General features: G+C 68.0%; 18 protein-coding genes and 1 riboswitch. Of the genes, 15 read left to right on the top strand and 3 right to left on the bottom strand.

The genetic code is table 11. The features are described from left to right. The first annotated feature begins 41 nt into the window (after positions 1 to 41). Positions 42 to 860 (top strand): YdcF family protein, encoded by an 819-nt coding sequence (locus LRS14_RS28395; protein WP_083440940.1) that lies wholly within the window; start codon positions 42 to 44, stop codon positions 858 to 860. Between the two features lie 204 nt (positions 861 to 1,064). Here the strand turns inward: LRS14_RS28395 and LRS14_RS28390 are convergent, their stop codons facing one another. Next, positions 1,065 to 2,633, bottom strand: a complete 1,569-nt coding sequence (locus LRS14_RS28390) for a UbiD family decarboxylase (RefSeq protein WP_257801978.1) — start codon at positions 2,631 to 2,633, stop codon at positions 1,065 to 1,067. 256 nt (positions 2,634 to 2,889) lie between these two features. On the opposite strand from LRS14_RS28390, the gene LRS14_RS28385 reads away from it, so the two are divergent. From LRS14_RS28385 to nusB, 14 genes are all read left to right on the top strand, one after another. Beyond that, positions 2,890 to 3,753, top strand: a complete 864-nt coding sequence (locus LRS14_RS28385; protein ID WP_046115922.1) for a lytic transglycosylase domain-containing protein — start codon at positions 2,890 to 2,892, stop codon at positions 3,751 to 3,753. Positions 3,754 to 3,792: 39 nt separating this feature from the next. Continuing rightward, positions 3,793 to 3,903: riboswitch (ZMP/ZTP riboswitch) on the top strand. 67 nt (positions 3,904 to 3,970) lie between these two features. Then, a complete protein-coding gene (glyA, locus tag LRS14_RS28380) occupies positions 3,971 to 5,218 on the top strand; it encodes a serine hydroxymethyltransferase (RefSeq protein ID WP_257801977.1) in 1,248 nt (415 codons plus the stop codon). A gap of 19 nt (positions 5,219 to 5,237) precedes the next feature. Next, a complete protein-coding gene (nrdR, locus tag LRS14_RS28375) occupies positions 5,238 to 5,681 on the top strand; it encodes a transcriptional regulator NrdR (RefSeq protein WP_257801976.1) in 444 nt (147 codons plus the stop codon). An 89-nt stretch (positions 5,682 to 5,770) separates the two neighbouring features. Then, positions 5,771 to 6,316, top strand: coding sequence for a Tfp pilus assembly protein FimT/FimU (locus LRS14_RS28370; protein WP_257801975.1), 546 nt, complete (start codon positions 5,771 to 5,773; stop codon positions 6,314 to 6,316). 81 nt (positions 6,317 to 6,397) lie between these two features. Then, complete coding sequence (locus LRS14_RS28360) at positions 6,398 to 6,826, top strand: type IV pilin protein (protein ID WP_046115926.1); 429 nt, start codon at positions 6,398 to 6,400, stop codon at positions 6,824 to 6,826. A gap of 5 nt (positions 6,827 to 6,831) precedes the next feature. Continuing rightward, on the top strand, positions 6,832 to 7,407 hold the full coding sequence (locus LRS14_RS28355; protein ID WP_257801974.1) for a GspH/FimT family pseudopilin: 576 nt from the start codon (positions 6,832 to 6,834) through the stop codon (positions 7,405 to 7,407). Next, entirely contained in the window at positions 7,395 to 8,048 is a 654-nt protein-coding gene (locus tag LRS14_RS28350; protein ID WP_257801973.1) for a PilW family protein, read from the top strand. Before LRS14_RS28355 ends, LRS14_RS28350 begins: the two co-directional genes overlap by 13 nt. Further along, positions 8,045 to 9,313: a pilus assembly PilX N-terminal domain-containing protein gene (locus LRS14_RS28345; protein WP_257801972.1), complete on the top strand. Its 1,269-nt coding sequence runs from the start codon at positions 8,045 to 8,047 to the stop codon at positions 9,311 to 9,313. The genes LRS14_RS28350 and LRS14_RS28345 overlap by 4 nt, the downstream gene beginning before the upstream one ends. A gap of 12 nt (positions 9,314 to 9,325) precedes the next feature. Continuing rightward, entirely contained in the window at positions 9,326 to 10,495 is a 1,170-nt protein-coding gene (locus LRS14_RS28340) for a prepilin-type N-terminal cleavage/methylation domain-containing protein (RefSeq protein WP_257801971.1), read from the top strand. 40 nt (positions 10,496 to 10,535) lie between these two features. Continuing rightward, a complete protein-coding gene (ribD, locus tag LRS14_RS28335) occupies positions 10,536 to 11,660 on the top strand; it encodes a bifunctional diaminohydroxyphosphoribosylaminopyrimidine deaminase/5-amino-6-(5-phosphoribosylamino)uracil reductase RibD (RefSeq protein ID WP_257801970.1) in 1,125 nt (374 codons plus the stop codon). Positions 11,661 to 11,700: 40 nt separating this feature from the next. Continuing rightward, positions 11,701 to 12,327, top strand: a complete 627-nt coding sequence (locus LRS14_RS28330; protein ID WP_257801969.1) for a riboflavin synthase — start codon at positions 11,701 to 11,703, stop codon at positions 12,325 to 12,327. 61 nt (positions 12,328 to 12,388) lie between these two features. Then, complete coding sequence (gene ribBA, locus LRS14_RS28325; protein ID WP_257801968.1) at positions 12,389 to 13,513, top strand: bifunctional 3,4-dihydroxy-2-butanone-4-phosphate synthase/GTP cyclohydrolase II; 1,125 nt, start codon at positions 12,389 to 12,391, stop codon at positions 13,511 to 13,513. Between the two features lies 1 nt (position 13,514). Then, positions 13,515 to 13,979: a 6,7-dimethyl-8-ribityllumazine synthase gene (ribH, locus tag LRS14_RS28320; protein ID WP_046115932.1), complete on the top strand. Its 465-nt coding sequence runs from the start codon at positions 13,515 to 13,517 to the stop codon at positions 13,977 to 13,979. Continuing rightward, positions 13,976 to 14,470, top strand: a complete 495-nt coding sequence (gene nusB, locus LRS14_RS28315) for a transcription antitermination factor NusB (RefSeq protein ID WP_257801967.1) — start codon at positions 13,976 to 13,978, stop codon at positions 14,468 to 14,470. The genes ribH and nusB overlap by 4 nt, the downstream gene beginning before the upstream one ends. 12 nt (positions 14,471 to 14,482) lie before the next feature. Here nusB and LRS14_RS28310 read toward each other — a convergent pair whose 3' ends face one another. Then, positions 14,483 to 14,731, bottom strand: coding sequence for a hypothetical protein (locus LRS14_RS28310; protein WP_046115934.1), 249 nt, complete (start codon positions 14,729 to 14,731; stop codon positions 14,483 to 14,485). Positions 14,732 to 14,844: 113 nt separating this feature from the next. After that, positions 14,845 to 15,228, bottom strand: coding sequence for a Fur family transcriptional regulator (locus LRS14_RS28305; RefSeq protein ID WP_257801966.1), 384 nt, complete (start codon positions 15,226 to 15,228; stop codon positions 14,845 to 14,847). Positions 15,229 to 15,295 lie beyond the last annotated feature (67 nt).

Raw genomic sequence — 15,295 nt, 5'->3', positions numbered from 1 at the left:
TCCACGCTTTGCCGTGTGCTGCCAGCCGCAGCCTCTTGCGCATGAACCAACTCCTCATGGCCGCGGGCATCGAGCACTGGAAGCCGGTGCTCAGCATGCTGCTGATCCCACCGGTGCCGTTCTTGTTGCTCGCGCTCGTCGGCGCGCTCAGCTGGCGACGTTCTCGGCGAGGCGGCGGCGGCGCGCTGCTGCTGGGCCTGGTGCTCACCTGGGCCAGCCTGACGGTGGGCGTGGGCGAATGGCTGCACCGCGTGGGCATGCCGGAATATCCCGCCTTCAGTGCCTCGCAGATCGAGCAGCTGCGCACCGAAGCCGCCAGCGGCCGCAAGGTGGCCATCGTGGCCCTGGGCGCGGGCCGCGAGCGGCTGGCGCCCGAATACGGCCTGCCCAGCCTGCGCCCGCTGACGATGGAACGCCTGCGCTACGCCATCTGGCTGTCGCGGCAGACCGGCGCGCCGCTGGGCTACACCGGCGGCATTGGCCATGCGGCGGTGCCCGGCCCTAGCGAGGCCGAGGTGGCCCGGCGCATCGCCCAGCAGGAGTTCGGTCTTGCGCTGCGCTGGGCCGAGGACCGGTCGCGCGATACCCGCGAGAACGGTCGCTTCACCGTGCCGCTGCTGCAGCGCGACGGCGTGGACAAGGTGGTGCTGGTCACGCACGACCTGCACATGCCGCGTGCGCTGCGCGCATTCCGCGAGGCGGCCGCTGCCCAGGGCATCGCGCTGGAGGTGGTGCCAGCGCCGGCCGGCATCAGCTCGCTGTCGGACGACCGCTTCACACGCTGGTTTCCGTCACCCGAAGGCCAGTTGCTGCACTGGTACTTCTGGCACGAGAAGCTGGGCTGGTGGGCCGGCGCCTGAGCCCGGAAATGCGAAACCCCTCTTGCCCAGGGGCAGGAGGGGTTGGGGTGGCTGACGCCACCAGTGGGGCTCCGGAGGTAGGAGGTCCGGGGCTCCGCCCGTGCAGAGACTGCTCGGTTGGTTGCTGCCTGCGTTGCAGGCCTCCCTAAATTAGATGAGCCGGCGGCTCGCCGCAAGCGCCCGAAACGCATCGGGCGGCGGCGGTCAATTGGAATTCTTTCGGCCGGCCATCACCGCATCGAACACGCCGGCGATGCGTGTCTCCACCTCGCGTTGCATGGTGATCGGCACGCCCCACTCGCGGCTGGTCTCGCCGGGCCACTTGTTGGTGGCGTCCAGGCCCATCTTGCCGCCCAGGCCGCTCACCGGCGAGGCGAAGTCCAGGTAGTCGATCGGCGTGCCGTCCACCAGCGTGGTGTCGCGCACCGGGTCCATGCGGGTGGTGATGGCCCACACCACTTCCTTCCAGTCGCGGATGTCCACGTCGTCGTCGGTCACCACGATGAACTTGGTGTACATGAACTGCCGCAGGAAGCTCCACAGCCCGAACATCACCCGCTTGGCATGGCCCGGGTAGCTCTTGCGGATGGAGATGATCGCCATGCGGTAGCTGCAGCCCTCGGGCGGCAGGTAGAAGTCGACGATCTCCGGAAACTGCTTCTGCAGGATGGGCACGAACACCTCGTTCAGCGCCACGCCCAGGATGGCGGGTTCGTCCGGCGGCTTGCCGGTGTAGGTGGAGTGGTAGATCGGGTCGCGCCGGTGGGTGATGCGGTCGATGCGGAACACGGGAAACCAGTCCTGCTCGTTGTAGTACCCGGTGTGGTCGCCGAACGGACCCTCGAGCGCATGCAGGTAACCCCCGCGCTCGGCCAGCGGAATGCCGGCGTCGCTGGTGCCGGTGAAGCCGGGTGCGGCCACCGGCACGTGGCCTTCCAGCACGAACTCGGCCGAGGCCGGCGCCTGCAGCCGGTGCTCGCCTTCGCCCACGCCGGTGTCGGCCAGCTCCGTGCGGCTGCCCCGCAGGAGGCCGGCGAACTGGTACTCGGACAGGCTGTCCGGCACTGGCGTCACCGCGCCCAGCACCGTGGCCGGGTCGGCGCCCAGCGCCACCACCATCGGGAAGGGCTGCCCGGGATTGGCGCGACCGAAGTCGCGGAAGTCCAGCGCACCGCCGCGGTGCGCCAGCCAGCGCATGATCACCTCGCGCCGGCCGATCACCTGCTGGCGGTAGATGCCCAGGTTCTGCCGCCGCCGTGGTTGCGGCACCGACTGGGGCCCGCGCGTGACCACCAAGCCCCAGGTGATCAGCGGACCGGCATCGCCCGGCCAGCACAGTTGCACCGGGAGCCGTCCAAGATCCACCTCGTCGCCGTCGATGGTGCATTCCTGGCACGCCGCCCCCCTCACCCGGGTGGGTTTCATGTCCCAGAGGGCCTTGGCCATCTGCAGCAGGCGGCCGGCGTCCTTGAGGCCATGCGGCGGCTCGGGCTCCTTCAGGCTGGCCAGCACGCGACCCACGTCGCGCAGCTCCGACAGGCTGTCCGCGCCCATGCCCATGGCCACGCGGCGCGGGGTGCCGAAGAGGTTGGCCAGCACGGGAATGCCATGGCCAGCCGGGGCGGTGAACAGCAGCGCCGGTCCACCCGCACGAAGCACCCGGTCGGCCAGGGCCGTCATTTCCAGCCGGGGCGACACCGCATCGGCGACGCGCGTCAGCTCGCCCACGGCCTCCAGCTGGCGTAAAAAGTCACGGAGATCACGGTACTTCATAACCACAAGGCATGTTGACTGATTTCATTATGGTTGACCGGTTATTTGAACGACCGCAGAATTCGGCTTCCTGGTCTTAATCAGGGTTTACCCGTAGTCCCTGCCCGGAAGTTGGCAGGACTGGTCAATGACCACCCCGCGGGGTGGGAGCCGTCACGAGTCCGGACTCGAAAGCGCGGCAAGTTATCACGGTTGCCCCTGGCAGCCCGGACCGCTCCCAGCGGACCTGGCCGCCGGCAACCGACGAAGGGACACGATGAAATTGCTTCGCACTGTCCGCGCCATCAGGACCTCTCTCGGCGTGTTCATCCGCGATGTGGGCCATGGCCTGCTGGAAGTCAGCCACAACACGCTGGCTCTGGTGGGTCTGGCCGTGGTCGCGGCGCTGGTCTTCGCCGGCGGCCGCGCAGATCTGCGCCACCAGGTGGAACAGGCCGCCTTCGACTGGCTGCAGTCGCGCCACGAGGCGCGCGCCGAGTCCGACGGCAACATGCTGGTGTCCCTGAGCGAGCCGGACGCGGTCGCGCGCGCCACCGCCGCCGACCCCAAGGGCCTGACGCGCCAGCAGGCGGCCATCGCCAACTGGCTGTCGCGCCGCTATCGCGTGGCGCCGGAACCGGTCAGCCGCCTGGTGCAGGAAGCCTGGCATGTCGGCCAGCGCGCCGGGCTCGACCCCACGCTGATCCTGGCCATCGTCGCCATTGAATCCAGCTTCAACCCCTTTGCGCAAAGCGCTGTCGGCGCCCAGGGCCTGATGCAGGTGATGACCCGGGTGCATGACGACAAGTACCAGGCTTTCGGCGGCATCCATGCCGCGTTCGATCCGGTCACCAACCTGCGCGTGGGCGTGCAGGTGCTCAAGGAGTGCATCGCACGCGCCGGCGGCCTGGAAGCCGGCCTGCGCTACTACGTGGGCGCCGCCAACTTCGCCGACGACGGCGGCTACGCCGGCAAGGTGCTGGCCGAGCAGTCCAACCTGCAGCGCGTTGCCAGCGGCAAGGGCGTTCCGGTGAATGCGCCCATCACTCCTGCCGTGACCGCCACGCGCGAGCCTGCCAGTCCCGCTGCCCCGGTCGAGCCCAAGGCCGACCAGCCCGAGCAGGTGGCGCTGCTCGACTAGCCCCCGGCCGCCGGCCGGCCGCGTGCGAGGGGATACACTCTCGGTCCGCGCGACTGGCGATAGGGCCTTGCCACAGGCCCGAGGTGGATGACCACCGTGGAGCGCGGGCGGCTGCAAACGCCGTGTCCGCCGTTCGCCTGGGCAGCCCTGTAAAGCTGCGCCGTCACGATCGACGGCGGGCGGCGACCGGGGTCTTCAACTCTGAAGAAGGACTGCCATGTTCGACCGGAACCACTCCACCATCGCCCAGATCGATCCCGATCTCTGGACCGCCATCCAGGCGGAAAACCGCCGCCAGGAAGAGCACATCGAGCTCATCGCGTCGGAAAACTACACCAGCCCGGCCGTGATGGCCGCCCAGGGCTCGCAGCTCACCAACAAGTACGCCGAGGGCTACCCTGGCAAGCGCTACTACGGCGGCTGCGAGAACGTCGACGTCGTGGAGCAGCTGGCCATCGACCGGGTCAAGCAGCTCTTCGGCGCCGAACACGCGAACGTCCAGCCCAACTCGGGCTCGCAGGCCAACCAGGCCGTGTTCTTCGGGCTGTTGCAGCCCGGCGACACCATCATGGGCATGAGCCTGGCCGAAGGCGGCCACCTCACCCACGGCATGCCGCTGAACATGAGCGGCAAGTGGTTCAAGGTGGTGAGCTATGGCCTCGATGCGAACGAAGCCATCGACTATGACGCGATGGAGCGCCTGGCTCACGAGCACAAGCCCAAGCTCATCATCGCCGGCGCCTCTGCCTACGCCTTGCGCATCGACTTCGAACGCTTCGCCAAGGTGGCCAAGGCGGTTGGCGCCTACTTCATGGTGGACATGGCGCACTACGCCGGCCTGATCGCCGCCGGCGTCTATCCGAATCCGGTGCCTCATGCCGACGTGGTCACGTCCACCACGCACAAGAGCCTGCGCGGGCCCCGCGGCGGCATCATCCTGATGAAGGATGCCGTGGCCAAGCAGATCAACAGCGCCATCTTCCCCGGCATCCAGGGCGGCCCGCTGATGCACGTCATCGCCGGCAAGGCCGTCGCCTTCAAGGAAGCGCTGACGCCGGAGTTCAAGGCCTACCAGCAGCAGGTGGTCAAGAACGCCGCGGCGCTGGCTGAAACGCTGATCGAGCGCGGGCTGCGCATCGTCAGCGGCCGCACCGAGAGCCATGTGATGCTGGTCGACCTGCGCCCCAAGGGCCTGACCGGCAAGGAGGCGGAAGCCATCCTCGGCCGCGCCCACATGACCTGCAACAAGAACGGCATCCCCAACGATCCGCAAAAGCCGATGGTCACCAGCGGCATCCGCCTCGGCAGCCCGGCCTTCACCACCCGCGGCTTCCGGGAGGAGCAGGCCCGCCAGACCGGTCATCTCATCGCGGATGTGCTGGACCGTCCCAACGACGAAGCGGTGCTCCAGCAGGTGCGGGACAAGGTGGCGGTCCTGACGCGCGAGTTCCCGGTCTACCGCTGATCGCGCCGGCCGCCGCTGCATGCGCTGCCCGTTCTGCAGTCACCCCGAGACGCAGGTCGCCGAGACCCGCGACTCCGACGAAGGCGATGTGATTCGCCGGCGGCGGCGCTGCCTGGGCTGCGAGAAGCGATTCACCACTTACGAACGGCCCGAGATCGCCATGCCGTCGGTGGTGAAAAAGGGCGGCGCCCGCGTCGACTTTGACAGCGCCAAATTGCGAGGCTCCATGCTGCTGGCCCTGCGCAAGCGCCCGGTGAGCATGGAGCAGCTGGACGCAGCGATCGAGCGCATCGAGGAAGTGCTGCTGACCAGCGGCGCCAAGGAACTGCCTTCCACGCGCCTGGGCGAATTGGTGATGCGCGAATTGAAGAAGATCGACAAGGTGGCCTACGTCCGATTTGCTTCGGTCTATCGAAGCTTTGAAGATGTCGACGAATTCCGCCAATTGATTCGCGATATTTGATCCCGGGACTGCGGGCCGGGCCCACCTAGGAGGGATGTCCTGCTCCGAGCGCCGTCCTAGATTTGCATTACCTCAACAAGGTGATGCACATGACGACGCAGCCCCAATTCCGCACATCCCGATTCGCTCGCGGCGCGACCGCAGTGGAGGCCGTATTGGTCGCCGCCCTGATGGCCGTTCTGATGGGTCTTGCGATGCCCGCTTTCCTGGCCAGTATCGAGCGACACCACGTGGAAGGCGTGACCGCGCAATTCAAGGCGGACGTGCGCTATGCGTACTCAGAGGCCATTGCACGGGGCGCTCCAGTTCATCTGACCTTCGCGCAGACACCGGCAGGCAGCTGCTACGTCATCGCCACGCCGCTGCCCTGCCCGTGTGACACCACCGGCCAGGCAGCCTGCCGCCACTCCTCAGAAACCTTGCGCACGGCACTGCTGCCCCGGTCTTCCGGCATCAAGCTCACGGCGAACATCGCCAAGATGACGTTCGATGGCCGACGCAACACCGTCACGCCGGCTGCGGCAATCGACATCACCTCGAACGGCCGTGCCTCGTTGCAGGCGATCGTGAACATCGTCGGCCGCACGCGTGTCTGCGACCCCTTGGGCACCAACACGGGCCACGCCCCTTGCTGACGGACAAGCGGTGTCCGCCGGCCGACAGGCGGCACCGAGAACCGTGAAACTGTTCACGAATCTCAACATAATGGTGCGGTCATGCCACAGTCGCTTTCCCTTCCTCGGGGCTTCACGCTGGTGGAGTTGCTGGTCGTCATGGCCATCGTGGCGATCCTTGCCGCGATCGGGCTGCCGACGTTCACCGAATCGGTGCGCAAAGCCCGCCGCGCCGATGCGGTGATGCTGTTGACCGGTATCCAGCAATCGCAGGAACGGTTCCGGGCCAACAACGCGAGCTATGCCTCAACGCTCGAGCAACTGGCCGGCGCGCCGCGCCAGACCGACCATTACGTCGGCTCGATCAGCGCCTCCGGCGCCACCGGTTACACCCTCACTGCCACGGCACGCAGCACATCGCCCCAATCGTCCGACAGCGCGTGCCGTGTCATGTCGCTGCGCATGACGGCCGGTGGCAACGTCGTCTACCTGGATGCGGACCAGACCGGATCCCGGTGCTGGGTGCGCTGAAGACCATGCACGCCGCCGCCGTCCACTCATCGGGTCGTTGCCTGCAGCGGGGACTCACGTTGGTGGAGCTGATCGTCACGCTGGTCATCGTGGGCGTGCTGCTGACGCTGGCGGTGCCTTCCTTCAGCGAGGCTGTCGCACGAGAAAGGCTCAGGGGTGTCAACGCCCAGTTGGTGACCGACCTGAAGTTCGCCCGCTCGGAAGCCATCCAACGCGGTGAAGCGGTGCGCGTCGATTTCAGGAGCAATCCGGCGGCATCTTGTTATGCCATCTACGCCATCAATGCGGGAGGCACATGCGATTGCCTCCAGGGCACGGAGCAATGCGTAGCCGGCGAAAACGGCGTGCAAGTCGAATTGCTCAAGATCGTTGCATTGCCGCAAGGTCAAGGCGTCAGCCTGACGACGCAACCGAGCGCGATCATCATCAACCAGGAACGTGCCTTCCACACCGCCGAATTGGTGGTGACGTTGACGGGACAGCGCGGCACGCAACTGATGACGTCGCTCTCGACCCGGGGAAGCATCGTCACTTGCAGCCCGAACGCAACCATGCCCGGAGTGCCCGCATGCCCGCTGTAAAGCATCTGCCCACGCAACAGCGGCAGCGCGGCCTGTCGCTGGTGGAGTTGATGGTGGGCATCACCGTCGGACTCTTCATCGTGGCCGCCGCCGCGATGATGGCCAGCGGTCAACTCGGAGACAACCGTCGGCTGATGCTCGAACTGCAGGTGCAACAGGAACTGCGCTCGGCGGTCGACCTGATGAACCGGGACCTCCGGCGCGCCAGTGGCTGGGACCAGGCCGGCCTTGGCGTGTGGCGGCCCAACAACCTGAACGTTCTGCCCAACCCCACCGTGCCGGTGAACACCTCTGCAGGCAATGCCATCCAGTACAGCTACATCGTGGCCGGCAATGCGACGCCATCGGGCTTTCGGCTCCGGGACAGCGCATTGCAGATGCTGGTGGGCGAAGTTTGGCAACCCATCACCGATGTGCAGACGGTCGTGGTCCAGGACTTCGCGCTGGATCTGCGCGAGCAGCAAGTGAGCTTGGCGGACTACTGCACCAACGGTTGCAGCTATGGATCTTGCCCGGAGCTCAAGGTGCGCACCTTGGACATTGCGCTCGTCGCCAGCTCGCCGCGGGACGCGACGATCCAGCGGACCTTGAGAAGCACGCTGCGGATGCCGAACGATCGCGTGGTGGGAGCATGTCCGTGAATCACCTGAAATCACCGGAAGGCAGAGGCAGGCAGGGCGGTGCAGCCACGCTGGTGATTGTCATGGTGCTGTTCTTCCTCGTGCTGCTGGTGGCCGCGTATTCGGCACGCACCCTGATCTTCGAGCAGCGGACTTCAGCCAACCAGTACCGTTCCGCACAGGCCTACGAGGCGGCGCAGGGCGGTCTAGAGTGGGCGCTGGCGATGTTGAACAGCAACCAGCGGATCGACGCCAACTGCCTCCCGACGCAGGACCCGACCTTCGATACTTTCCGCGAGCGCTACCTCGCCGTGGAGGTGGACAACGACCGCGTCCGGCCCGCGACCACCGGCGTTGGCCGTTTCGCCGGCTGTACCCGCGCGCAGGAAGGCTGGCGCTGCACTTGCCCGACCGCTGAGGTGGCGTCGCTGACGCCGGAGCCGACCAGCACATCCGCCTTCATCGTCGCCATGCGACCCTGGCTCTCGTCCACGCCAGCGGAGCCGTTGCGCATCTCCTCGCGTGCATGCTCCAGCGGCAACGACCAGCGGTGTTATGCAGGCGGCACCAGCAACTCGGATGCGACGTCCCTCCAGTCCATGCAGGTCGCGCTGGTGCCCGTGGTGCGGCAGCCACCGATCGCGGCGATCACTGTTCTCGGCGAAGCCATCGCTCCTCCGGCAACCGTGCTGCTCGTCAACCGGGATGCCGGCAGCAGTGCCCTCGCCCTGCATGCGGGAGGCGGCATCGTGGGAACGCCCACGGTCGTCGGTCTCGGCGGTGCCCCGCCGGAGGACGCGGTGCGCGGGAATGACACCACGATGGGCGGGGCGCTCCGCTTCTTCAGTCGCTTCACCGGGGTGTCACAGACCACCTACCGCAAGATGCCTGGCGTCAGCAACTTCGATTGCCAAGGCCAGCCTTGTGACGGCGCGCTGCTGGCCGCGGCAGCGGCCGGCAGCCGGATGTTCTATGTGGTCGGCGATCTGACGCTGCCGGCCGGCACCACGCTCGGCACGCCGGACAAGCCAGTGTTCCTTGCGGTGCAGGGACGCCTGACGCTTGAAGGCCTCACCGAGATCAACGGGCTGGTCTATGCCCTGGGCCTGGCGTGGGTGAACGCCGCCACCGCCTCTTCGATCCGCGGCGGCGTACTCGTGCAAGACGATTGCTGCGCGGGCGTGACCGGCTCGGCGAGCATCGTCTACGACCGCGATGTGCTCACCCGGCTGCAATTGAGCGCCGGCGCCTATGCCCGGGTGCCCGGTAGTTGGCAAGATCGCTGAAAGGCGGCTTCGATGATGGCGACAAAAAGGCGCTCACACGCCCCCTCCCGCGACCGCCAGGCGGGCGTCACCCTGGTGGAAGCGCTGGTGGCGTTTTTCGTCATGGCACTGGGCATGCTGGCCGCGGTCGGTACGCAGATGTCATTGCGGTTGAGCAACGACGTGGCGAAGCAGCGCTCGGAAGCCGTGCGGCTTGCGCAGAACGACCTGGACGTCGCGCGCTCGTTCGTCACGATGGAATCGTCCGCAGGGCTGCGCAGTTACCAGGACATCGTGCCGACCGCCGAGTCAACGCCGCTCCCCTTCGCGGGCACCAATGCCAGCTACTTCTTCGATCGCACGGTACCGCTGAACACGCCGTTTCCGTTCCGCGCCATCACGGCGCAGGTCACCTGGGCGGACCGGCAAGGCACCACCCATCCCGTGCGGCTGGACACGATCGTTGCCGGCATCGATCCGGCGTTGTCAGGCTATCTGAGCCTGACGCCAGACGGTCAGCCGTCGGCCGTTCGAAGCCGGACGAACGGCCGGCTGCCGCCCTGGGTGCGCGATCTCCAGGACGGCCGCAGCGTGTTCAAGCCCCCCGGCTCCACCACCGTGGCTTGGATCTTCGACAACCGCAGCGGTGTCATCACGTCCCGGTGCGTGGTGCCCACAGACCGCACCACCGAGAGCCTGACGGCCGCGGACCTGGCGGCCTGCCCCATCGCGCCGATCGCCGGGCGGCTGGTGGCAGGCTATGTGTGGTTCTCGCTGGCATCCCCACCGAATGCTGACGTCCCGTCGAGCGAAGCCTTTCCGGTGCAGCCAAGCTTCACCTTCGCCAGCACCAACACGCCGACGGCCGAATGCTTCGACGACTCCGCAGCGGTGCGAAGTCCGTTGCGCATCGAGTACTACTGCGCTGTGTTTCCGTCGGTCGTGGGCGGCCCATGGTCGGGTTACCTGTCGATGGCGCCTGGCACCTACTGGCGTGGCGAGGCGGCAGCATTCCAGCTGTGCCGGTACAGCGCGGACCTCGACGGCTCGCAGTCGATTAGCAACCGCGAGCATCCGCTGGACTACGTCAACGTGACCGAGAACCTGCTCAATCAGAACTTCCTGGTCATTCTGCGCAGCCAGAGCTGCCCGGTCGGTCCAGGGGCGAACAGCACGGCCCAGCACGATCCACGTCCCAGCTGAGCGGTCCGCGCGAGTGGCGCCGCTGGTCGACAATCAGGGCATGCTTACTGCTGTCCCGCCCGCCACGCCCGAAGACGACCTGCAAGCCATGCGCCTCGCATTGGCCGTGGCGGAGCAGGCGGTCGGGCTGTCGGATCCCAACCCCCGTGTCGGTTGCGTGCTCAGGGGCGAAGGCTGGCAGGTGACGGGCTTCACCCAGGCGGCTGGATCGGCCCATGCGGAAGTGATGGCGCTGCGTGCCGCCCGCGAAGCCGGCCACGATCCCCGCGGCGCCACTGCCTATGTGAGCCTCGAGCCCTGCGCCCATCACGGCCGCACACCGCCTTGCTGCGACGCCCTGATCGATGCGGGCATCGCGAGGGTGGTAGTCGCCCTGGAAGACCCGTTTCCCCAGGTGAGTGGTGCCGGGCTGGAGCGGCTGCGCCGGGCGGGGGTGCAGGTGGAGGTCGGCCTGCTGGCTGCGCAGGCCCGCGAGATCAACATCGGATTCCTGTCCCGCGTGCGGCGGCAGCGGCCCTGGGTGCGGCTGAAGGTGGCGGCGTCGCTCGACGGCCGCACCGCCTTGAACAACGGCGCGAGCCAGTGGATCACGGGCCCGGAAGCGCGGGCCGACGGGCATGCATGGCGCCGGCGCGCGGGAGCGGTGCTCACCGGCATGGGCACCGTGAAGGACGACGACCCGCGATTGGACGTGCGGCTGGTGCCCACGGCCCGTCAGCCCTTGCGCGTGGTGATCGATTCACGGCTTGACATCGCCGCGAGCGCCCGCGTGCTGCAGCCGCCCGGCGCCGCGCTGGTGTACACCGCGGTGGCATCGCCGTCCGCATGGCCTGAGCTGCCGCATGTGGAGGTGGCCACGCTGCCTGCCACACCGGCCGGCAAGACGGACCTGTCGGCATTGCTGGCGGATCTGGCGCGCCGCGGCATCAACGAGCTGCATGTCGAAGCCGGCCATCGGCTCAATGGCTCCTTCCTGCGCGAGGGTTGGGTGGACGAGTTGCTGGTCTACCTGGCGCCCAGGATGCTGGGGACCGGGCGCGACATGGCCGCCCTGGGGCCGCTGGAACGCCTGGCCGACGGCCTGGACTTCGAATTCATCGACTGCACCCGCGTAGGCGCCGACCTGCGGCTGCGGCTGCGGCCGCCCGGCCGCGACCACTTCTGACCACCGCACACGCGGCCCTTCCAACCAGAGAAACCGTCCCATGTTCACAGGCATCATCAGCGGCGTCGGCCGCATCACCCAGGTCCAGTCGCTTGGCGAGCAGGCCGGCCATGGCAAGCAGCTGTCCATCGCCGCGCCCGCCGGCTACCTGGACGACGTGCAGCCGGGCGACAGCATCGCGATCAATGGCGCTTGCATGACGGTGACTCAGTTCGATGCGGCTGCCGCCACCTTCACCATCGACATTTCTGCCGAAAGCCTGGACAAGACCGCCGGGCTATCCCAGCCGGGCCGCGTCAACCTAGAGAAGGCCTTGCGTGTCCATGACCGCCTGGGCGGCCACCTGGTCTCGGGGCACGTCGACGGCATGGGCACGGTGACCCATTTCGCGCCGGTGGGGGAATCCTGGGAGTTGCGCATCCTGGCCCCGCAGGCGCTGGCCAAGTTCCTGGCCTACAAAGGGTCGATCACCGTCAATGGCGTGAGCCTGACGGTCAATCGCGTGGCCGACCGGCCGGACGGCTGCGAACTCAGCATCAACCTGATCCCGCACACCATCGAGAACACCGCGCTCGGGGAGCTGGCCGCGGGCAGCGGCGTGAACCTGGAAGTCGACCTGATCGCGCGCTACGTCGAGCGCATGCTGGGCCAGGCCGCGACCGCCTGAACCCCACCGGCCTTCGGTGGCAGTGGCCAGGGCGCGCAGGCGCCCCACCTACAATGCCCGGATGCCCATTTCTCCTGTTCCCGAGCTGGTCGCCGAGCTGGCCGCCGGCCGCATGGTCATCCTCGTCGACGAGGAAGACCGCGAAAACGAAGGCGATCTCGTGCTGGCCGCCGAGCATGCCACGCCGGAAGCGATCAACTTCATGGCGCGCTACGGGCGCGGCCTGATCTGCCTGACGCTGACCCGCGAGCGCTGCGAGCGCCTGCAGTTGCCGCCCATGGCCACGCGCAACGGGACCAAGCACGGCACGGCCTTCACCGTCTCCATCGAAGCCGCCGAAGGGGTGACCACCGGCATCTCGGCCGCCGACCGCGCGCGCACGGTGCAGGCCGCGGTGGCACGCAACGCGGTGCCGGCGGACCTGGTGCAGCCCGGGCACATCTTTCCGCTGCAGGCGCAGGATGGCGGCGTGCTGATGCGCGCCGGCCATACGGAAGCCGGCTGCGACCTGGCAGGCATGGCCGGGTTGATGCCCGCGGCAGTGATCTGCGAGATCATGAAGGACGACGGCACGATGGCGCGCCTGCCGGACCTGGAGATCTTCGCCCAGGAGCACGGCCTGAAGATCGGCACGATCGCGGACCTGATCCAGCACCGCAGCCATACCGAATCCATCATCCAGCGCGTGGGCGCACGGGCGCTGAACACGGCCTACGGCAACTTCGAATGCACGGTGTTCCGCGACCGCACCGGCGGTGCCCACCTGGCGCTGAGCGTGGGACGCTGGCAGCCAGACGATGAAGTGATGGTGCGGGTGCATGAGCCCCTGTCGGTGCTCGACCTGCTGGACACCGCCAACACCCGCCATTCCTGGCCGCTGCCCAGTGCCCTGCGCGCCCTGCAGACGGCCGGACGCGGCGTGGCCGTGCTGCTGAACTGCGCCGACGAGGCCGAGGCCCTGCTCACCCGCGCCGTGTCGACGGACGGCCTGGGCGCGCCGCGCCCGGCCAACGCGATGGACCTGCGCACCTACGGCATCGGCTCGCAGATCCTGCGTGACATGGGCGTGCGCCGCATGCGGCTGCTGGGCCGGCCGCGCCGCATGCCGAGCATGGTCGGCTTCGGCCTCGAGGTCACCGGATTCACCGAAGCACCTGCCGCCTCCACGCCCTCTTCCAAGGACTGACATGCAAGGCTCTGACAAAGGCGCCGTCGCCGGCCTGAACGGCGAGCATCTGCGCGTGGGCATCGTTCGCGCGCGCTTCAATGACGAGGTGACGGCCGGCCTGCATGCGGCCTGCGTGGCGGAACTGGCGACGCTGGGCGTGCGCGCGGATCGCATCCGCAGCGCCGAAGTACCCGGCGCGCTGGAAGTGCCGGTGGCGCTCCAGGCCATGGCGGCCTCGGGGGAGTTCGATGCGCTGGTGGCGCTGGGCTGCATCATCCGCGGCGAGACCTACCACTTCGAGCTGGTCGCCAACGAAAGCGGTGCCGGCGTGACGCGGGTGTCGCTGGACCACCGCCTGCCGGTGGCCAATGCCATCCTGACCGTCGAGAACCCGTTGCAGGCGCAGGCGCGCATCGAAGAGAAGGGCCGCGACGCGGCCCGCGTGGCCGTGGAAATGGCCTTGTTGCTGAAGGAACTGAAGTGAGCCCCGCTCCCAAGAGGCCGAACGGCCCGAAACGCCCGTCGGCCGCCAACGTGGCGCGCCGCAACGCGCGGCAAGTGGCGCTGCAAGGCCTGTACGAATGGCTGGTGTCGGGCACCGATGCCGGCGTGATCGATGCGCACATGCGCGAGCAGGAAGATTTCGGCAAGGCCGATGCGGCGCATTTCGATGCGTTGCTGCATGGCTGCATCCACGAGGCGGCCGACCTGGACGCGGTGCTGTCCAAGCATGTGGACCGGCAGACCTCGCAGCTGTCGCCGGTGGAACATGCGGTGCTGCTGATCGGCTCCTACGAGCTGAAGCACTGCATCGACGTGCCCTACAAGGTGGCGATCAACGAAGCCGTGGAACTGGCCAAGAGCTTCGGCGGCACCGATGGCCACAAGTACGTCAACGGCGTGCTGGACAAGGCGGCCGCCGAACTGCGGCCGGTGGAAGTGACGGCCGCGCGGGAGGCGCGGCGGGCCGGCTGAACCCGGCCGGCTTCAGGCGCGGCCGAATTCGCCGGCGGTGAGGTCGCTCACCACGGCGGTGTACCAGGAGGCGCCGAGGTAGAAGCGCACCGCGCCGGTGGAGCGCCGGCGCACGAGCATCAGGCTGTCCTGCAGGCCCAGCGCGGCGCTCAGATCGGGCTCGGGGTCGTGCTCCAGTTCGAAGTCGCGGGCATCGAAGCCGTAGGCGGCCAGCGTCTCGCCCAGCAGGTGCGGCGCTGGCAGGTGGTGCGTCTGGGACATGGTCGGCTCCTTCGAAGGACAGGCACACGATGCTGCCCGCCCTGGTCGTCGCGCCGCATCCCTCTGAAGAGCGAGCAATCGCTGCACCTGCCAGCGCCGCTAGGCGCCCATCCCTAGACGGCGGCCGTGCCCTTGCAATCGGCGCACAAGCCGTAGAGCGTCAATTCATGCGCATCCACGCTGAAACCGGCAGGCGCCAGCCGGCCCAGGTCGCCCGGGCAGCCATGCACGTCGAACACCCGCTGGCAGGCCCGGCACTGGAAGTGGTGGTGGTGCGCCAGCCGGGTGGATTCGTAGCGGGGGCTGGCGCCTGGCAGTTCCACCGGCTGCACACTGCCCTCTTCCACCAGCAGCTTGAGGTTGCGGTAGACGGTGGCGATGCCCAGGCCCGCCACCTCGCCGCGAGCGCCGTCCAGCACTTCCTGGGGCGACAGCGGCCGGGTGGCGGCTTCGATCACCGAGCGGATGGCGGAGCGTTGGCGGGTGGAGCGTTCCATGGGCCGGGGATTCTCTCACGCCGATAAAGAGAATTCGTTATCATTAGGCATGCTATCTGCCGTCGCC

Origin of the sequence: Aquincola sp. J276 (assembly GCF_024700035.1) — a bacterium.
Classification (GTDB): Bacteria; Pseudomonadota; Gammaproteobacteria; order Burkholderiales; family Burkholderiaceae_C; genus Aquincola; species Aquincola tertiaricarbonis.
Note: the sequence above shows the minus strand (reverse complement) of the source record. Positions and strands in the feature narration are given on the sequence as shown.